Genomic DNA, 19,354 nt, shown 5'->3' on the forward strand with positions numbered 1-19,354 from the left:
CGTCACACGCTTCACACTCACAACATCCGAGGTCAGAGCGTCGCAGTGCTCTTCACCAGGGAGTTCACCGGAAGTCCTGCGCGCGGTCCGCCACCCGCATAGCGTGCGATGACCCGGACCATTCCCCGCCTTCTCGCGGTCCGCACCTCTTGGGGCCCACGACCCACTAGGAGATCTTGGAATGTCTTCCGACAGCTCCGAGTTACACCCGCTCCAGTACCGGCCCGGACGCCACGCCTCCTCCACCACCACGCCCACGTGGGCCTCGGCCCCGCAGGGCGACCGCCGGCCGGCGGCCCTGCCCCGTTCGCCGACCGGACCGCACCGCGATCTGCGTCTCCTGCGCCGGGCCTGCCGCTGGCAACGGCGTGTCGCCGCGTTCGCGGCGCTCGGCTACTTCGCCGTCTTCCTCACTCTCACCGTCGAGTTCCCCTCGGTGATGGCCCGCCCCGCCCCGGGCGGCTTGCCCACCGGACTGTTCCTCGCCCTGGTGCAACTCCCCGTCACCTGGCTGGCCGTGCTCTTCTACGAGGGAATCGCGCGTCGGTACGTCGACCCCCTCGCCCGCCGGGTGCGCCGGGCCCATCACGCCCGCGACGGGCAGGTGCGGCCGTGACGGACTTCAAAGGCGCCGCGCAGTCCTGGTCGCTCGTGGCGTTCTTCAGTGTCGTGACCCTCACGCTGCTGCTGTGCGTGGTCACCGGCCCCGACCGTGACGACCTGGACGAGTTCTACACCGGCTACCGCTTGCTGTCGCCCCTGCGCAACGGCCTGGCCATCGCCGGCGACTACATCTCCGCGGCCACCGTCCTCACGGTCGGTGGCATCATCGCGCTGTGCGGCTACGACGGTGTCGTGCTGGCCCTGAGCACCCTGCTCTCGCTGCTGCTCCTGATGTTCGTGCTGGCGGAACCGCTGCATCACACCGGCCGGTTCACGATGGGCGACGTGCTGGCCCGCCGTATGCCCGGCCGCGCGGTGCGGATCACCGCGTGCGCGGTCACCCTCGCGGCGCTGGTACCCATGATGGTGGTCCAACTGGCCGGCGTGGGACAGCTGTTGGCGTTCGTCCTCGGCTTCAACGACAGCACCATGCGCACCGGCTGCGTCGTCGGCGCCGGAGGACTGATGATCACGTACGCGGCCATCGGGGGCATGCGCGGGACCGCCCTGATCCAGATTCTCAAGACGGTCATCCTCCTCGGCTCCGGGCTCGTAGTCGCCGCGATCATCCTGCACACCTTCGGCTGGAGCCCGGAGACCCTGTTCCAGTCCGCCGCACAGAACAGCGGGGCCGGTCCGAACTACCTGCGCTACGGCCTTCAGTTCGCGGGCGGACAGCACCCGGCCCTCGACATGGTGAGCACCCAGTGCGCCATCGTGCTGGGCGGCGCCTGCCTGCCGCACGTCACCATGCGCATGTACACCGCCGGCAGCACCCGACAGGTACGCCGCGCGATGTCCTGGGCGGTCTCGGCGGTCGCCCTGTTCATCGCGGTCATGACCGTCGTCGCCGTCGGCGCCACCGCCCTCATCGGCGGCAAGACGATCGCCGCCGCGGACCCACACGGCAGCACCGCCTATCTGCTCGGGGCGCGCGCAGCGTTCGGACCGAACCTCTCCCGCGCGGAGAGCCTGCTGTTCACCACCGTCACCACCGCCATCTTCCTGACCCTGCTGGCATCGGTGGCCAGCATGACGCTGGCCTGCGCCAACTCCCTGGCCCACGACGTCCTCGCCCGCACGAACACACCGCCCCTGCGCGAGATGGCACTGGCGCGCCTGGCCGCCCTGGCCGTGGGCATCCCGGTGATCGCACTGGCCGTACTCGCCCAGCACCGCAGTCTCCAACCGCTGGCCATCGTCTCCTTCTGTCTGGGCGCCTCGGCCATCGCCCCCGCGCTCGTCCTCGGCCTCTTCTGGCGGCGCTACACCCGTGCCGGTCTGCTGTGCACCCTCATCGGCGGCAGCCTCAGCGTCCTCGTCCTGATGACCGGCACCAACCTCGTCTCCGGCTCCCCCCAGTCCGCCTTCCCCGAGGCCGACTTCAACTGGTTCCCCTTCACCACCACCGCGCTGGTCTCGGTCCCGGCGGGTTTCCTGTTCGGCCTCCTCGGCACTGTCCTGTCAGGCCGAAAGGCCACCGCACGCGAACGCCACCGCTACGAGGGGATCGAACCCGTACTGCTGGCCGGACCGTCGCATCCCAGAAACGGATGACCGTGCGCCGCCGACCGGGGTCCACGCACTTGCCGAGTGGTGTCAGATGGCCGCGCAGCCCTCGGGTGGGAGGCAGCCAAGAAGCGCTGACGGCAGGCGCCCTGTACGGGTCAGTTCCGCGCCGCTGTGGTCGATCGGGCGTAGTCGGTCGGCGTCCGGCCGTGCGGCGAACGCCAGGTGCAGGCTGCGTAGGAAGACATTGAGTTCGCGTGCCAGCATCGTGCCGGAGAGTTCAGGGACGGCCAGTGGGGTTGCCCGCGAGGTCCTTCGCGGCCTGGGCCAGTTGGGGTTCCGCGTCGTCGACGCGGCGCCTGGCCACCGCCTTCGCCAGTTCGATCAGCGTGCTGTGCGCGGCCTGCACTTCGGCCGGGCCGAGGTCGGCGACCGTTTCGTAGGCCATGTCCGAGTGAGCCACCAGTAGGCGCACCTCGGCGGAGTCCACCGGCCCGCTGACGCTCCGTCGCTCGCCGAGCAGCGGTCTGAGTGTCGCGGCGGAGAGCACGAGAACCTTCGCCCTCGTGTCGGACAACGTCTCGAAGTGCAGGGACGGTCCGATGTGGCAGATGAGCAACTGCCCTGCCGGCACGGCCTGTTCGTCGCGATGGCCGACGCACCGTGGAGATCGGTGACAGCCACACGCCTGATCCGGCCTGACCGACCGCCGAAGCCACGCCACCCGCGAGATCGCCAACTCACCCTCCCCATAACCGTCTTGTCGATCCTGCGACAGGCCCGGCCGCAAGCAGCGGTCCAGCACCGGCGCGCTCCGCTCCGCATAGCAGCAGAGCCGAAGGCAACGACTCTCCCCTCACACCGGGGCAACACCCGAACCCAAACTCTCATCATGAGAGTTCACTTGCACGAACAAGTCGACCCGCCTATATTGATGAGAGTCAACCCCAACGAACACAGTTAACTCTCTTACTCCTCCTTGGAGGCTCAGATGACAGACGTCTCAGTAGTCGGCCCGGACAACGGTGAGTCGATCCAGCTCGGCCCGACCCGGATGCGGATCCTCGAAGACGGCACCACGACCGGTCACCGCCTCGGCATCGGGGAGATCACACTCGCCCCGCACACCGACGGCCCGCCGCAGCACCGGCACGCCCGGCACGACGAGGGCTTCTACGTCGTGTCCGGCGCGGCCCGTTTCACCGTCGGCGAGACCGTGTACGACGCGCCCGCCGGAACGCTCGTCATGATCCCGCCCGGCGCCCCGCACACCTTCGCCAACCCGACCGACGGCACAACGGTCCTGCTCAACACCTTCACCCCGGACCTGTACGTCGACTACTTCCGGGACCTGCGCGACATGATCGCCGCCGGCCGGCCCCTCACACCCGAGGCGACGATCGAGGCGATGAGCCACTACGCCACCGAGCCGTCCACCGACTTCGCCTGAACACCCGCACCGACAACCCATCAACCCACCCAACGCCCGAACCGGTCACGCCAATCCAGGAGAAACCCATGGCAACCACCGCTCAATACACCGTCAGCCTCGACGGAATCGGCCCGGTCGAGGTGTCCGTGGCCGGATACGGGTACGGACAGCCGTTCCTGCTGCTGCACGGCGGCGCCGGCCCGCAGTCGGTGACGGGGTTCGCCGAGAAGTTCGCCGCCGCTCACGACGTACGCGTGCTGGTCCCGACCCACCCCGGCTTCGGCGGCACCGAACGCCCCGAGGCACTGACCACCGTCTCCGGCCTGGCCACCCTCTACGGCGCGCTCCTGGACCAACTGGCGCTCACCGACGTCACCGTCATCGGCAACTCCATCGGCGGCTGGATCACCACCGAGATCGCGCTGCTCAAGTCGCCGCGCGTCAGCGGCATCGTCCTGATCGACGCGGTCGGGATCGAGGTGCCCGGCCATCCGGTGGCCGACTTCTTCTCCCTCACCATGGACGAGGTCTTCCGGCTCACCTTCCACGATCCCGAGCCGTTCCGCATCGACCCCACGACCCTGCCCCCGGCGGCGCAGGCGATCGCCGCGGGCAACCGCACCGCGATCGCCGTCTACGCGGGCTCCGCCATGGCCGACCCCACCCTCGTAGGACGTCTCGGCTCCCTAGAGATCCCCACCCTCGTGCTCTGGGGCGAGAGCGACGGAATCGTCGACGTCGACTACGGACGCGCCTACGCCGCCGCGATCCCCCTGGCCCAGTTCCAACTGCTCCCCGAGACCGGCCACTCCCCGCAGCTGGAGACCCCCGACCAGGTCATACACGCGATCTGGGACAGTGCCGACACCGACTTCACCGCCTTCGCCCGCTGAACCTCGGCCACCTATCCCCCTCGTCACCTCCCGCCGCCTTCCTCACCCCCCAGGGAGACCACCCATACCCAAGACCGCCGTCACCCGCATCACCCACAGCCGCCACCTCATAGAACTCGACGGCGTACTGATCAGCCACGAGCACTACGACCACTGCGACTTGACTGCTTTCGCCGCCTACCGTGACCGCAACGTCCCGCTGTTCGTCGCCGAGACCCTCGTCGAGGCGGCACGCAAGCACGGCTTCTCGAACGTCACGGCCCTCGCGCCCTGGCAGGGGGCCGAGGTCGACGGCGTCACCATCACCGCCAACCAAGCGCGCGATGTCCCCGGCCGCTTCCACCTCGACGAAATCCCCATCACCTAGCCGCAGTCGATCCCCACGCCCCCTGGCATTGCACCACCACGTCACGAACGGCGAAGCGACACAGGATCCGGCTCAGGCAACCCGCCACCGCCACCGCGTCACCCCGCCGAAGTACGAGCGCGCGCCGGCCAGCCCGTTCTCCCCCGCCGCCTTCCGGCCCGTTCCGCAGCCCGGTGACCACCACGCACCCCCAACTCCCACTCCACACTGCGCCGTTGGCGACCCGGACCGCCGGACATCCCGCACGCCACCAACGCGGAACGCACCACCCCCCGACCGAGGAGATCCACCATGCCGACGCACACCCCCCTCCCCAACAACACACGTCGGCAGGGAACGCTCATCCTCGCGGTCTGCTGCCTCAGCCTGCTGATCACCGCCCTGGACACCACCGCCGTGAACGTCGCCCTGCCCGCCGTAGGCCACGATCTGCACGCCCCGGTGAGCGGACTGCAGTGGACCGTCGACGGCTACACCCTCGCCGTCGCCGCGTTCATGATGCTCGCGGGATCCACCGCCGACCGGATCGGACGGCGCCGGGTGTTCCAGGCCGGACTGGCCCTCTTCACCGCCGGCTCGCTGGCCTGCTCCCTCGCTCCGAGCCTGGGCTGGCTGATCGCCTTCCGCATCGTCCAGGGCCTGGGCGCGAGCATGCTCAACCCGGTCGCCCTGTCGATCATCACGCACGCCTTCCCCGACCCCCACGAGCGCGCCCGCGCGATCGGGCTGTGGGGCACCACGGTCGGCCTGTCCCTGGCCGCCGGACCGGTGGTGGGCGGCCTGCTCGTCGCCTCAGCCGGCTGGCGCTCGATCTTCTGGATCAACATCCCGATCGGGGTGGCCGCCCTGGTGCTCACCGCGGTGTTCATCCCCGAATCCAGGGCCGCCGCGCCCCGACGCCCCGACCCGGTCGGTCAGATCCTCGTCGTCACCATCCTCACCTCGCTGATCTTCGCGATCATCGAGGGCTCCCATCAGGGTTACGGCAGCACCCTCATCGTCGCCCTGTTCGCCCTGGCCGCAGCAGCGGCCGTAGCGCTGCCCGCCTATGAACGGCGTCGCCAACAGCCCCTGGTGGAGCCGGTGTTCTTCCGTTCGGTCCCGTTCACCGGCTCCTTCGTCGCCGCCGTCACGGCGTTCGTCGTGCTGTCCGGATTCCTGTTCCTCAACACCCTCTACCTACAGGACGTACGCGGCTGCAGCGCACTGCAAGCCGGCCTGCTCACCATGCCGATGGCCGCCGGAACCGCGCTCGCCTCACCGCTGTCGGGACGCCTCACTGCCTCGCGCGGCCCCCGCCCTCCGCTGGTCGCCGCGGGCCTGCTGATCGCCGTCGCCGCACTGACGCTGACCACGCTCACCCCGACCACGCCGTGGGCGACCCTGCTCACCGCCTACGTATTGCTCGGCATCGGATTCGGCCTGGTCAACGCCCCCATCACCAGCACCGCGGTAGCCGGTATGCCGCGCGCCCAGGCCGGGGTGTCCGCCGCGATCACCACCACCGGCCGCCAGATCGGCAACAACCTCGGCGTCGCGGTCCTCGGCTCGATCGTCACAGCCCGCACCCGCGCCCCGGGCAGTCCCGGACTCGCCACCGCCAGTCACCCGGGCTGGTGGATCCTCGCCACCGGCGGCCTCGTGATCACGGCGATCGGCCTGGCGACCACCACAGCCCGCGCCACCGCCACCGCCGCCCGGGTCGCCGCGCACTTTCCGGCCGAGCCGGCCGTCGCAGGGGTGAGCGCCGCGCCCGCGGTACACGACAGCGCTCAGACCTGACAGCACGTCAGCTGAACGCTACGGCATCCAGGGAAGTCCACGCCGTCCCCTTCCCGCCCAGAAACCCGACCCGGTGAACCGATACGCACAGGAACCCTCAACCGCGAGGGTTGACAACGATGTCGGCCAGGAGCAGATTCCACCAGGCGCGAACGGGAAACGGCACACCTCCACCACGGGCCCACGTGGCCCCACTCCAGGACGGAGCTGCCCGTGAGAAGACGATCGGCGTCACGCACCACACGCACCCCGCGAAGACACGTCACGGTCCTCGCCCTCATCAGCACCCTGGCCGCCATGCTCGTGACCGGCACCGGAGCGGCCTCGGCACACGTGGCGACCAACCACCGCACCGCGTCGGTGACTTCGGGCAACGCGCGCTTCCAGGTCCTCTCCCCCACCCTGATCCGCACCGAGTACGCGCAGGACGGGAAGTTCACCGACAGCGCGACGTTCAACGCGATCGGCCGCACCGCGTTCACCCCGCCCCCGTACACATCGAGTACCTCCAACGGCTGGCTGACCATCACCACGAGCGCGCTCACGCTCAAGTACCAAGTGGATTCAGGGCCGTTCGACGCACAGAACCTCTCCGTGCACCTGTCGGCCGGCGGGTCGGCGGTCGACGCCAGCCCGTGGCACCGGCTCACCTGTGGCCTGGGTGCCCTGTGCGAGGCCGAGCAACTGCCCCACAGCGGGGCCGGTACCGCCTCGGACCACACCGGCTACACCGGGTCCGGGTTCCTCGCCGGTTTCGAGGGGACGGGAGACTCCGTGTCGGCCGACGTCGACGTCAGCGCGGCGGGTACGTACACGTTCGACGCGCGCTACGCCAACTCCGTCGGCGGGGACGGCCAGAACACCGCCCGCACCCTCACGCTGTCGGTGGACGGCAGCGCGAGCCGCACGCTCAGCCTGCCTACGACCGCCAACTGGGACACCTGGGGCCTCGCGAGCAGCGCGGTCCAACTCGCCGCCGGGCAGCACACGTTGACGCTGACGAGGACGGCCGCCGACTCCGGGAACGTCAACCTCGACAGCATCGCCCTGGTGAACCAGGGCAGCGGCTTCCCGTCCACCTCCACGACCGCGATCACGAGTTGCGGATACGGCGTGAACTGCGAGGCGGAGGACGGTCGCGTCTCGGGTACGGCGATCACCGCCACCGACCACGCCGGGTACTCCGGCAGCGGTTTCCTCGCCGAACTGAACCAGGGCACAAGCGCGTTGACCCACGTGGTCGGCGTACCGGCCGACGGCACCTACGCGTTGCAGGTCCGCTACGCCAACGCCACCGGCCGCGACGGGCTCTACCAGACCCGTACGGCGACGGTGTCCTCCGGCGGCACCACGCAGACCCTGTCGCTGCCCGTCACCGGCAACTGGGACACCTGGAGCACCGCCTCCGTCCCCGTCACCCTCAAGGCCGGGGCGAACGACATCACCGTCGACTGCCCGGACGCCGCGAGCTGTCACGTCAACCTCGACACGGTCTCCGTCACGGCGGCCAACTCCCCTGCTCCGCAGCCTCACTTGGCGCTCGGCGGCTACCGTCGCAGCCTCGACGGCGTCAACGGTGACAACGGGGCACCGGCCACCACACCCGGCCTGCTCTACAAGGACGGCTGGTACCTCCTCGACGACACCGCCTCGGCCCTGTACGACACCGGCACCCACCAGGTCACCCAACGCCCCTCCCACGGCGGGGCGCCGTACCAGGACGGCTATGTCTTCGGCTACGGCCACGACTACCAGCGGGCGCTGACCGACCTGGCCACCCTCACCGGTCCGCCCGAGCTGCTCCCCCAATGGGCCTACGGCGTCTGGTACTCGGAGTACATGGACCGCACCGCCGCCGACTACGAGAACCGGATCCTGCCCGCCTTCCGTGCCGAGGGCGTGCCGCTCGACGTCCTGGTGACCGACACGGACTTCAAGTCGCCCAACACGTGGAGCGGTTGGGAGATCGACCAGTCCAAGTTCCCCGATCCGAAGGGGTTCTTCGACTGGGCCGCCTCCCAGGGGCTGCACAACACGCTCAACATCCACCCGAGCATCCTGAGCAGCGACCCGCAGTTCGCGCAGGCCCAGGCGACCGCCAAGGGCAAGCTGCACAAGGGTGGTTGCGCGTCCTCCGCGAGCAGCGGTGCCGGTGACTGCTACACCTTCGACTGGGGCGACCCCGACCAGCTCAAGGCGTACATGGACCTGCATCAGACCATGGACCAGCAGGGCAACGACTTCTGGTGGCTGGACTGGTGCTGCGACGCCTCCCAGTCCGCACTGCCCGGTGTCACTCCCGACGCGTGGATCAACCAGCAGTACGCGACGGACGCCGACAAGACCATCGGCCGGGGCTTCGCCGTCTCCCGTGCCTACGGCTCGCTCCAGGCGGGCGGTTACAGCGGCCAGCAGGGGCTGCCCACCGGGCCGTGGGCCGACAAGCGCACCACCGTCCACTTCACCGGCGACACCTCCTCCACCTGGGGCACCTTGAAGGCCGAGGTCGGCTACACCCCCGGTGAGGCGGCCGCCACCGGCATGTCGGCGATCAGCCATGACATCGGCGGCCACAACGACACGACGAACCTGACCGGTTCGGAGACCTACACCGCCGACGGCACGACCCACACCACACACAAGCTCCCCGACGACATGTACGCCCGCTGGGTCCAGCTCGGCACCTTCCAGCCCATCGACCGCCTGCACAGCAACCACAGCGACCGCCTGCCCTGGCAGTACGGCACGGCGGCCCGCGCCTCGGCCGACAAGTTCCTCAACCTCCGCGAGAACCTGGTGCCTTACACCTACTCCCTCGCGCAGCAGGCCAACACGACCGGCGTCCCGGTCACCCGCCCGATGTACCTCCAGTATCCCAACGAGCCCCAGGCGTACGCCACTTCGGGCAGCGAGTACTTCTACGGCCCCGACATGCTCGTCGCCCCGGTCACCACGCCCGGCACCACGGCGACGACCTCGGTGTGGTTCCCGCCCGGCAGCCAGTGGACCGACTACTTCACCGGGCAGACCTACGCCGGCGGCACCACCCAGAACATCACCAACGGCCTCGACACCATGCCGGTGTTCGTCCGCGCGGGCGCCGTCATCCCGACCCGCACGAACGACGTCACCAGCAACGACAAGGCCCCGCTGACCAAGGTCACGCTCACCGTCGCGGCGGGAGCCTCCGGTTCCTCCACCCTCTACGAGGACGACGGGACCGCCCGCACCGGGCGCGGCCACAGCGCCGTCACGAAGATCCGGTACCGGGAGAACGGCACCCGGCACACAGTGACGATCACCCCTCCGACCGGAACCTTCCACGGCCAGGTGAAGACGCGGCAGTGGACCGTCTCCCTCCTCGGCGTCACCGCCCCGAACAGCGTCAGAGTGGGAGGGGCTCAACTCCCCGCCCACGCCTACCACTTCGACAGTACGACCCGCACGTTGACCGTCACGCTCCCGGCGCGGAGCGCGCACACGCCGATCACGGTGACGTGCGGTTGACCGGCTTCAGCAAGTCCCCATGACCCCGTGGGCATGACGTCGAACCCCGGCGAGTTCCTCTCGCCGGGGTTCAACTCATCGGTCTCAGCCCTGCGTTGAGGACTTGGTCAGGCTCTCCGGCACCGCATGCCCCGCCCCTGAACCCGAGGCCGAACTGCCCGGGCCGGGAAGGACGCTTGGCCGGTCCCCGTCCCCGTCCCGGTCCCGGTCTCCGGGCTCGATCGACGACAGGCGCTTGAGCAGCGTCGGAGTCAGTCGTCGGTACGCGGCCGGATCCACCGGGCCGAGCCAATGGGCGGCGCGGACCAGCAGGTTGACGTTGAGGTCCAGGTCGCCGAGCACCTCGTCGGCGTTGTGCATGGAGAACGGGATGATCTTGGTGCCGCGGCAGTGGTGGGTGTCGGTGGCGATGTCCATGAAGGCCAGCTGCTCGACGACCGCGTCCCTCATGGTCTCGGCGCCGGGAGTCTCCACCGCGCCGGCGAGGTCGGCGGCGATCCACAGGGCGGCGATCTCGGCGTTGAGCGGGCTGAAGAAGGAGGAGTTGTAGCCGTTGAAGTACAGGCCGGGGATCCCGAGGGGCAGGATCTGGCGGTAGAGCATGAAGTTGCCGCGCTCGTCGAGCAGTTGCTCGCTGACCTTCTCGGGCAGGAACGGAACGCCCTGGGTGAAGCCGGTGGCGCAGACCACGAGGTCCGCACGGAGCACGGTGCCGTCGGAGAGGCGGGCGGAGGGCTTGCCGTCCACGACGAGGAGCTGTTCGATGGTGCGGTCCCGGTGGACGGTGATGGCGCCCGCCCCGACGGCCTCGAAGAAGCCCTCGGTCGCGAGGCCGATGGCGCCGCGCACGATGTCCTCCATCGTTCCCCGGGGCACGAGATCGAGCCGCTTCAGGCCGAGTTGACGTATCGACACCGTGCCGATGGAGTTGATCATCCGGCGGCGCAGACCGTTGCCGGGGCCGTGCAGGAAGCGTTCGAAACCGCGCCTGCGGATGTAGCGGAACAGCGCCTCGCCGAGCCGGGTGAGCAGCAGCATCTTGAAGTTCAGCCGGCCGCCGATCTTCCGCGGGACCTTCCACAGCAGTTGGCGCGCGATGACGTCGGTGCGGGCGGCGACGGTGCTGATCGGCACGGCCACGTCGCAGGCCGACTTGCCGTAGCCGACGACGAGGACGTTGCGGTCGCGCGCCTGCTCGGCGTCGTGGAACTCGGTGCCCGCGCACACCTGGCCGCCGACGGCGGTGAACTCCGCGAGCCCGTCGAACTTCGGGACCGCCGGTTCGCAGAACACCCCATTGGCGACGACGAGTCGGTCGTAGGTCTCGGTGCTGTGCGTTCCCGCGGAGTCGCGGTACTCGACGCTCCACCTGCCGTCGGCGGTCGGTCTGGCGGAGAGCACCTCGGTGCTCAGGCGCAGGACGGGTTCGAGTCCGAAGTGCGCGGTGTAGTCGGCGAGGTAGGACTGGATCCGGGCGCCGTCGGGCCACTCGGGGAAGTCCGCGGGCATGGGGAAGTCGGAGAAGGAGTACTGCGCCTTCGGGCTCTGTGTGGTGACGCCCGGGTAGCGGCGCGTGCGGCTCCACACGCCGCCGACGTCGGGGGTCTTGTCGAACACGTCCGTCCGGTGTCCGGCCTGCGTGAGCACCTTCGCGGTGACCAGGCCCGCGACACCGGCACCGATGATGGCGATCCTCATGATCAGGCGACCTCGGGCGGCAGTTGGAGCTCGATGCCGAAGTCGGCCATGATCTTCTTCATCAGCCCGATGTCCTTCGGGCCGGGCGGCATGTCCGCGAGCGTCTGGTAGTACGCCTCCAGGCCGGCCGGCGAGACGACGGAGATGACGCGCGACTCCTCCTGGTAGGGGTTGCGGAAGGCGTGGATCACGTCGCGCGGCAGGAAGAGGTAGTCGCCGTGTTCGAGGACGAAGTCCTTGCCGCCGAGGTGTACGTCGAGCCGTCCGGCCAGGCAGATGAAGGACTCGTCCTCACGGGTGTGCAGGTGCGGCGGCGGTCCGTCGGTCTCCGGCGGGACCGTGTACTCGAACAGCGAATACGCGTCGTGCGTCGCGGCGCCGTCCGCCTTGAGGGTGATGCCCAGCCCGATCGCCGCGATCTTGTGTCCGTCGCGGGAGGGCAGCATGTAGCCACCGCCTAGAGTCACCGTCGTCTCCTTCCGGTCGCCACCGTGGCCGACCGGCCACGGCGCTGGTCTGCTGCGCCCAGCGTGGGTTCGGCGCGGTCGGCGCGCAATCAAACGTCCCACGGGCTGGGACGATTTCAGCGGCGGGTGCTGTAGGCCCGGGAGGCGGCCGCGGCGGCGAGCCGTACGGCGGGTCCGGCCCGGTCGGCGCGGACCAGGGCGGTGGGCCCGGTGACGGACAGGGCCGCGGCGACCCCGCCGGACGGGCCGAAGATCGGGGCGGCGACGCAGCTCACGCCGATGTTGCCCTCCTCGCGCTCCACCGCCCAGCCCCTGGCGGGCACGGCGGTCAGCTCGCGGATCACGGCTTCCTTGGTGGTCAGCGTGCGCGGGTTGCGCGGCGGCGTCCCGGCGTCGAGTACGGCGTCGATGGTCGCGGTCTCGCTGTAGGCGAGGATGGCCCGGCCCAGCGCCGAGCAGTACGCCGGGATGATTCCGCCGACCTGGGAGAGCATCGGCATGGGGCGGTGGCCGGTGATCTTCTCGACGACCAGGATCTGCGCGCCCTCCAGGACACCGAGCTGCACGGTGGTCCTGGTGGCGCTGTGCAGGTCCTGGAGGTAGGGCAGGACGGCCTCGCGCAGTTCGAGGCGGATCGGGGCCAGGCTCGCGATCTCGAAGAGCCGGTTGCCGATGCGGTAGTGGCCCTGGGGTTTGTCCAGCCAGCCGAGCCGGATCATCCGGTCCGCGGTGCGGTGGGTGGTGGAGCGGGGCAGCCCGCAGCGGGCCACGAGCGCGGAGAGGGTCAGCTCGCGGTGCGCCGCGTCGAAGGCGCCGAGGATCGCCGCCGCGCGCTCCAGGCCCGAGGCCTCGGTCTTGCCGTCCCGCGCAGTGGGACTCGTCCCTTGTTCCCCGGGGGTCATGCCGGTCACGCTAAGGCTGTCCCCGCCCGGCGGACAAGGGGAAGGCTCGGCTGTCCCTGCCGGCGGGCAGGGGGAGGACTCGGGAGGATGCCAACATCATGCGGACAGCATTGGTCGGCGGCGGTGCGAGCGGTATCGGCCACGCGGTCGCCGAGCGCCTGGCGGGTTCGGGCGACCGGGTGGTGATCACCGGCCGCCGCGCCGAGGCCCTCGAAGCCGCGGCGGCCCAGCTCGGCCACGCCGTGGGCGACGGCCCGGCACGCGAGGTGCACGCCCTGGTGAGCGACATGGCGGACCCGGCCTCGGCCGTAGCGGCGATGGAAGAGGTCGACGACCGGTACGGCGGCCTCGACGTGCTCGTGCTCAATGCCGGTGGTCCACCGCCCGGCGGGATCCTCGATCTCGACGACGCGCGGTGGCGGGAGGCGTCCGAGCTGTTGTTGCTGGGTCCGCTGCGGCTGGCGCGCCTCGCGATGCCGGGCATGGCGAAGCGGGGTTTCGGGCGGGTGGTGTTCGTGACGTCCACGGCGGTACGGCAGCCGCAGCCCGACCTGGCCGCGTCCGTGGTGCTGCGCTCGGCGGTCACGGCGGCGGCCAAGCTGCTCTCCCGCGAGTTCGCGGCGGCGGGTGTGACCGTCAACTGCGTTGCCCCCGGCGCCACTTCGACCGATCGGCGGACGCGGATCCTGGCCAACCGGGCACGCGCCGCACACCTCGGCTTCGACGAACTCGACGCGCAGGACCTCGCGGACATTCCGGCCGGGCGGGCCGCGCGACCGGCGGAGATCGCGTCGGCCGTGGCGTTCCTGGCCTCCGACGAGGCGGCGTACATCAACGGGACCGTGCTCACGGTCGACGGCGGAAGGACGGAGACGATCTGATGGCTGAATCGGGACCTCAGTTCACCATGGCCGATTTCCTCGGCTCGATCCAGGACACCGTGCGGCCCGGGACGGCCCGGCCGGTCGTCGTGCACGCCGACGAACTCGCGCCCCTGCCGGCCGACCAGGTGCACAACCCGACCGTGCTGGCGATCGCCGGGCTGCTGCCGACCGCCAGCTTCGAACTCTTCCGGCAGACCATTCCGGCGGGTCTCAGCTCGGACATGCAGCGCCACCATCACGAGACGGTGCACTTCGTCATCAGCGGTCGGGGCCACAGCGAGATCGAGGACGACACCGAACCCTGGGCCACCGGCGACTTCATCTACACCCCGCCCTGGACCTGGCACCGCCATTACAACGACTCGGACACCGAGCCGGTCGAGTTCCTCACCATCGAGAACTCCCGCCTGCTGAACCTGCTCGGCGTCGGGCGCCGGCAGAGCGCGGGCCTGGTCACGGTCGCGGAAGCCCGCGCACGGTTCAAGGAGGAGCAGGCATGAGCCCGTTGCCCGCCCACATCGGCATCTGGGGCGAACTGTCCGACATCGAACACGAGTTGCGCTTCGTCGACGTCGCCGGCGTCCGCACCCGGGTGCTGCGCGCCGGGTCCGGTCCCGAGCTGGTCCTGCTGCACGGCACCGGTGGACATCTGGAGGCCTACGCCCGGGACATCGCCGGGCTCGCCGCCGACTTCCGTGTCACCGCCTACGACATGGTCGGCCACGGCTGGTCCGACCTCCCGGACCGGCCGTACACGATCGACGTGCTCTCCGATCATCTCCTGGGCCTGATGGACGCGTTGGGGATCGAGTCGGCCCATCTGTCCGGCGAATCGCTCGGCGGCTGGGTGACCGCGTGGACCGCCGCGTACCACCCCGACCGCGTCGAACGGCTCGTCCTCAACACCCCCGGGAACATCGCCAACAAGCCCGAGGTGATGGTCCGGATGCGCGACAGCACCCTGGCCGCCGTCCGGGACCCGAGCGACGAAACCGTGCGCCGCCGGGTCGAGTTCCTCTTCCACGACACCTCGATGGTCACCGACGAACTGGTGAACCTGCGACGCGCGGTCTACGGCCGTCCCGGCTTCCTGCGCGCGATCGAGAACACGTTGGTGCTCCAAGACCCCGACGTACGCAAGGACTTCGCCTGGGACCCGGCCTGGGTCGGCCTCATCACCGCGCCCACACTCCTGCTGTGGACCGACCACGACCCGACCGGCGGACTCGACGAGGCGGCGATGCTCCAGAGCTGGCTCCCTGACGCCCGCCTGCACGTCATCGAGGACGCGGGCCACTGGCCGCAGTGGGAGAAACCCGCCGAATTCCTGCGCGCCCACCGGGACTTCCTCCTGCTCGGCAAGGACCCGGCATGAGCGAGATCCTCGGCCTGGTCGCCATGTCCCACTCCCCGTTCGCCACCCTGCTGCCGCCCGAAGGCCCCGAACAGCCCGGCGGCCGGTTCCTCGCCGAGGCGGCCCGGCTCTCCCGGACCGTCGCGCGGTTCGCGCCCGACGCGGTCGTGGTCATCGGGCCCGACCACTTCCACTCGAACTTCTACGACGCGATGCCGCCATTCCTCATCGGCGTCGAACACGCCGTCGGATTCGGCGACTTCGGCAGTCGGCCCGGCCCGCTGCCCGTCGCCGGTGAACTGGCCTGGTCCGTCTACGACGGGCTCACCCGCGCGGGCTTCGACCTGTCGCTGTCCTACTCACTCACCATCGACCACGGGCTCGTGCAGAGCTACGAGATGGTGTGCGCCGGCATCGACATCCCGATGGTGCCGCTCGTCGTCAACACCGCCGCTCCCCCGCTGCCGACCATGGAACGCTGCATCGGCTTCGGCCGGGCGCTGGGCGACACCCTGCGCGGCGACGGCGCCGCCGGACGGGTCCTGGTCATCGCGAGCGGCGGACTCTCCCACTGGCTGCCGACCAACGACCCGCGCGATCCGGCGATGGCCGAGGACCGCCGCCACTCGGTGATCCACGGCCGAGAGGACGCCCAGGCCTTCGCGGCCGCACGCGAACCCCGGGTCCGTGCGATGGGCGGCGACCCGCACGCCCACGTCAACAGCGCGTGGGACCGCTGGTTCCTCAAGCAGCTGGGGACGGGAGAGCCCGAGCCGATCGCGGCCCTCGGCGACGCGGGTCTTGAGGAGCAGGCGGGCAGCGGCGGGCACGAGATCCGTACGTGGCTGATCGGGCAGGCGGCGGTACGGGCACCGCTGGTGTGGAGCGCGTACGAGCCGGTTCCGGAGTGGATCACCGGGATGGGGATCGGGGCGACGTTCGAGGTGGAGTGAGGGGTGGTGTCGTCGCGTGGTCGAGTAGGAAGGTGCGGGAACTGCCCGTCGGTCAGCGGAAGATGGAGGAATCACGCTCCGAAAATCCGTGCCCGCATCCGCGCCTCTGAGCGGCTGCCGAGCCGTTCCGCCACGCGCAACCGCCCGTTGTCGAAGGTCGCCGGGACCCCGCCGAATCGATACAGCCGCCACCGCACTTCACCCCGTCGGCCACGGCAACCGTTCGATCGGATAGTTGCCAACTCCGATCACTTGTGACCGTTTCCGATGAGAGGGTTTAGCCCCTCGTCCGGGCCGTGCAGGATGGGACCGTGTTAGGCAACCTCCCAGTGATGACGACCAGCTTTGTCGGCCGCGACAGCGAACTCGACACAGTCAGAACGGCGTTGGCGCAGCGGCGATGCGTCACGCTCACCGGTGGTGGCGGGGTCGGGAAGAGCCGGCTGGCGCTGCGCGTCGCGGAGCAGATCCGGGGGCAGTACGCCGACGGGGTCTGGTGGGTCGACCTGTCCAACCTCTACGACGACAGGTTGTTCACCGCGACGGTCTGCGACGCGGTCGATCTCCTGGACCACAATCCGCGCGCCCCGGTCGAGGCGTTGTGCGAGTGGCTGACCGGTCGGCAGATCCTGCTCGTCTTCGACTGCTGCGAACGCGTGTTGGCCTCCTGCCTGCTTCTGATGAGCGAACTCCTCGCCGCAGCACCGCAGTTGACCATCCTCGCCACCAGCAGACAGGCCATCGGGGTCCGGATCGAGCACCGTATCGAGGTGGCTCCGCTCTCCATGGACGACGGTGACGACACCGGAAACGGCGACGCCGTACGGCTGTTCCGCGAGCGCTGCGCCACGACCGCGCCGGCGCTGTCCCTGGACTCCCCCGGCTCGGCCGAAGCCGTCTCCGCCATCTGCCATCGCCTGGAGGGAATCCCGCTCGCGGTCGAACTCGCCTGTGCGCGGCTGCGGGAGAGCAGTCTCACGGAGATCGCCGAACGTCTCGGCTCCCGGCTGGACACGCTCGTGGACGAGACGGTGTGGCCCAGACGGCACCGGGCGCTGCGTACGGCGATCGGCTGGAGCCATGAACTGTGCTCCCCGCTGGAGCGGTTGCTGTGGGCCAGGCTGTCCGTCTTCCGCGGTCCCCTGGACCTGGCCGACGCGCAGTCCGTCTGCGCGGGCGGTCCGCTCATCGCCGACGACATCCCGTGGCTGATGGAGCGGCTGGTCGACCAGTCGGTTCTCCAACAGGTGGGCGAGCGTTACCGGATGCTCGACACGCTGTGCGAGTACGGCGCCATGTGGCTCGCGGAACTCGGTGAGGAGGACGCCCTCGCCCGGCTCCACGCCGAACACTTCGCCGCCATGCTGGCCGAGGCCGAGGCCGGTTGGCTCAGTGACCGGCAGGTCGCCTGGTACGCGCGGATCTCGGCGACCCACGCCGACGTACGTGCCGCACTCGACCACCTCATCGAGGCGGATCCCGACGCCGCGGTGGAGATGGCCGGACGGACGGGCCTGTTCTGGCCCTGTTGCGGGCACCTCCACGAATCCCGCGACTATCTCGAACGCGTCCTGGCCCTCGACACCCCCAAGGGTCCGTCCCGCACCCGCGCGCTCTGGGCCCTGGGGATCACGCTCACCCTCCAGGGCGACCACCCGACCGCCCTGCGCATCGGGGAGGAGTGCACCGAAGCGGCGTGCGAGGACGGCACCCCGCAGTCCGAGCTCTTCGCCGCCCACACCCTCGGCCTGACCCACCTCATGGCGGGCCGTCCCGAGCTCGCGTACGACGTGTGCGACCAGGCGCTGATCGGCCACGGCACATCGCCGCCGTCGGGCGCGCCGCAGCTGTGCTGCATGGTGATCCGGACCTTCGCCCACTCCGCGCTGGGCCGACTGGCCGAGGCCTACGAGGCGGCCATCGCCCTGCGCCGGCTCAGCGTCCGGTACGGCGAGCACTGGGCCCGGTCGTACGCGTTCCACCAACTCGCCTTCATAGACCTCCTCCAGGGCCGTGCGCACGACGCCGAACTCCATGCCCGGGCCATGCTCGCCAGCAAGCACAACCTCAACGACAACCTCGGCATCGCCCTCGCGCTCGACCTCCTCACCGGGGCGAACGCGGTCCAGGGCAACGGCATCGCGGCCGCGCGCACCTCCGGCACGGGGAACACGTTCTGGCGCATGCTCGGCCACCCGAACCACGGCACCCCGGAACTCTCCGAGGTCCGCGACCAGTGGGAGTCGCAGGCCCGCAGGTCGGTGGGCGACGACGCCTACGACAAGGCCTTCACCAACGCCCTGAACGACGACGCGGAAGAGGGCCTCGCCCTGGTGATGCAGGGTCCGCTTCCCTCCTGACCGTGGGCTTCGCGGTCAGGAGGGAAGCGGGAGGGCTGCACACACAGCCTTTCCGCGAAGGGTCACCCGCGGTTCAGGCGTAGCAGCGCGAGCCGATGTCGATGCGGATACCGTTCACGTAGCCGTAGGACCGGATGGTCAGATTGGCCCGGCGTCCCGGTTCGACGCAGCTGGTGTAGCCACCGCTGTAGCGGAAGTACGCGGCACCGGAGTGCCGGGCGTTGTAGGCGTACGTGACGTCGTGACGACGGAAGGGCTGCCAATAGCCCGTGACGTCTTTGTAGTTGCCCACCATGATCTGGCCTGAGTACACGCAGACGTACGGATGCCAGCATGGGCTGAGCGACGAGGATGACGCCTGAGCTGCCGGTCCGGCCACCAGACCTGCCCCGATGAGCAGAGTGGCCGACGCGCACAGCACGGCGAACCGTTGCGCAAGACGATGACGCATGTCCTTCTCCCCCTCTTTGTACGGACGACGAGCACATCAGTGACCGGTCGCCAACAGGAGGGCGTGCGGGGGTGGTTCGGAGGTGTGCGTACGAGGTGCGGCCGCCCCGGCGCCCTTCTACACGCCTGTGTC

The 19,354-nt window shown here is 69.9% G+C and carries 17 protein-coding genes; 12 read left to right on the top strand and 5 right to left on the bottom strand.

Annotation, left to right across the window (positions count from 1 at the left end; all coding sequences use genetic code 11):
- Positions 1 to 181 precede the first annotated feature (181 nt).
- Both OG407_RS01780 and OG407_RS01785 read left to right on the top strand, forming a co-directional pair.
- Positions 182 to 616, top strand: coding sequence for a DUF485 domain-containing protein (locus OG407_RS01780; RefSeq protein WP_405854291.1), 435 nt, complete (start codon positions 182 to 184; stop codon positions 614 to 616).
- Entirely contained in the window at positions 613 to 2,220 is a 1,608-nt protein-coding gene (locus OG407_RS01785; RefSeq protein ID WP_405854293.1) for a cation acetate symporter, read from the top strand. The genes OG407_RS01780 and OG407_RS01785 overlap by 4 nt, the downstream gene beginning before the upstream one ends.
- 232 nt (positions 2,221 to 2,452) lie before the next feature.
- On the opposite strand, the gene OG407_RS01790 is transcribed toward OG407_RS01785, so the two are convergent.
- Positions 2,453 to 2,806, bottom strand: a complete 354-nt coding sequence (locus tag OG407_RS01790; protein WP_405854294.1) for a hypothetical protein — start codon at positions 2,804 to 2,806, stop codon at positions 2,453 to 2,455.
- 357 nt (positions 2,807 to 3,163) lie between these two features.
- Between OG407_RS01790 and OG407_RS01795 the strand changes: the two genes are divergently transcribed.
- The 5 genes from OG407_RS01795 to OG407_RS01815 all read left to right on the top strand — a co-directional run bounded on the left by OG407_RS01795 (position 3,164) and on the right by OG407_RS01815 (position 10,153).
- Complete coding sequence (locus OG407_RS01795) at positions 3,164 to 3,622, top strand: cupin domain-containing protein (RefSeq protein WP_405854296.1); 459 nt, start codon at positions 3,164 to 3,166, stop codon at positions 3,620 to 3,622.
- 68 nt (positions 3,623 to 3,690) lie between these two features.
- Positions 3,691 to 4,497 carry an alpha/beta fold hydrolase gene (locus OG407_RS01800; protein ID WP_405854298.1) on the top strand — a complete coding sequence of 269 codons (807 nt, stop codon included), beginning with the start codon at positions 3,691 to 3,693 and terminating at the stop codon, positions 4,495 to 4,497.
- Complete coding sequence (locus tag OG407_RS01805; RefSeq protein ID WP_405854300.1) at positions 4,463 to 4,864, top strand: MBL fold metallo-hydrolase; 402 nt, start codon at positions 4,463 to 4,465, stop codon at positions 4,862 to 4,864. The genes OG407_RS01800 and OG407_RS01805 overlap by 35 nt, the downstream gene beginning before the upstream one ends.
- Positions 4,865 to 5,155: 291 nt before the next feature.
- On the top strand, positions 5,156 to 6,646 hold the full coding sequence (locus OG407_RS01810) for an MFS transporter (protein ID WP_405854302.1): 1,491 nt from the start codon (positions 5,156 to 5,158) through the stop codon (positions 6,644 to 6,646).
- 297 nt (positions 6,647 to 6,943) lie between these two features.
- Complete coding sequence (locus OG407_RS01815) at positions 6,944 to 10,153, top strand: TIM-barrel domain-containing protein (protein WP_405868243.1); 3,210 nt, start codon at positions 6,944 to 6,946, stop codon at positions 10,151 to 10,153.
- 84 nt (positions 10,154 to 10,237) lie between these two features.
- On the opposite strand, the gene OG407_RS01820 is transcribed toward OG407_RS01815, so the two are convergent.
- The 3 genes from OG407_RS01820 to OG407_RS01830 form a co-directional block, all read right to left on the bottom strand.
- The gene (locus OG407_RS01820; RefSeq protein WP_405854304.1) at positions 10,238 to 11,851 is read right to left on the bottom strand and encodes a flavin-containing monooxygenase; all 1,614 of its coding nucleotides are present in this window, start codon (positions 11,849 to 11,851) and stop codon (positions 10,238 to 10,240) included.
- Positions 11,852 to 11,853: 2 nt separating this feature from the next.
- Positions 11,854 to 12,318 carry a cupin domain-containing protein gene (locus OG407_RS01825; RefSeq protein ID WP_405854306.1) on the bottom strand — a complete coding sequence of 155 codons (465 nt, stop codon included), beginning with the start codon at positions 12,316 to 12,318 and terminating at the stop codon, positions 11,854 to 11,856.
- A 116-nt stretch (positions 12,319 to 12,434) separates the two neighbouring features.
- Positions 12,435 to 13,220 (bottom strand): IclR family transcriptional regulator, encoded by a 786-nt coding sequence (locus tag OG407_RS01830; RefSeq protein WP_405854308.1) that lies wholly within the window; start codon positions 13,218 to 13,220, stop codon positions 12,435 to 12,437.
- A gap of 98 nt (positions 13,221 to 13,318) precedes the next feature.
- Here OG407_RS01830 and OG407_RS01835 point away from each other — a divergent pair, with 98 nt between their 5' ends.
- The 5 genes from OG407_RS01835 to OG407_RS01855 all read left to right on the top strand — a co-directional run bounded on the left by OG407_RS01835 (position 13,319) and on the right by OG407_RS01855 (position 18,771).
- Complete coding sequence (locus OG407_RS01835) at positions 13,319 to 14,101, top strand: SDR family oxidoreductase (RefSeq protein ID WP_405854310.1); 783 nt, start codon at positions 13,319 to 13,321, stop codon at positions 14,099 to 14,101.
- Positions 14,101 to 14,604: a cupin domain-containing protein gene (locus tag OG407_RS01840; RefSeq protein ID WP_405854312.1), complete on the top strand. Its 504-nt coding sequence runs from the start codon at positions 14,101 to 14,103 to the stop codon at positions 14,602 to 14,604. The genes OG407_RS01835 and OG407_RS01840 overlap by 1 nt, the downstream gene beginning before the upstream one ends.
- Complete coding sequence (locus tag OG407_RS01845; protein WP_405854313.1) at positions 14,601 to 15,479, top strand: alpha/beta fold hydrolase; 879 nt, start codon at positions 14,601 to 14,603, stop codon at positions 15,477 to 15,479. Before OG407_RS01840 ends, OG407_RS01845 begins: the two co-directional genes overlap by 4 nt.
- Positions 15,476 to 16,411 carry a 2,3-dihydroxyphenylpropionate 1,2-dioxygenase gene (locus tag OG407_RS01850; protein ID WP_405854315.1) on the top strand — a complete coding sequence of 312 codons (936 nt, stop codon included), beginning with the start codon at positions 15,476 to 15,478 and terminating at the stop codon, positions 16,409 to 16,411. Before OG407_RS01845 ends, OG407_RS01850 begins: the two co-directional genes overlap by 4 nt.
- 332 nt (positions 16,412 to 16,743) lie before the next feature.
- A complete protein-coding gene (locus tag OG407_RS01855; RefSeq protein ID WP_405854317.1) occupies positions 16,744 to 18,771 on the top strand; it encodes an ATP-binding protein in 2,028 nt (675 codons plus the stop codon).
- Positions 18,772 to 18,844: 73 nt separating this feature from the next.
- On the opposite strand, the gene OG407_RS01860 is transcribed toward OG407_RS01855, so the two are convergent.
- Positions 18,845 to 19,222, bottom strand: a complete 378-nt coding sequence (locus OG407_RS01860) for a hypothetical protein (protein ID WP_405854319.1) — start codon at positions 19,220 to 19,222, stop codon at positions 18,845 to 18,847.
- Between the last annotated feature and the right edge of the window lie 132 nt (positions 19,223 to 19,354).

It is taken from the genome of Streptomyces sp. NBC_01515, assembly GCF_045040345.1.
In the GTDB taxonomy this organism is placed as follows: Bacteria; Actinomycetota; Actinomycetes; order Streptomycetales; family Streptomycetaceae; genus Streptomyces.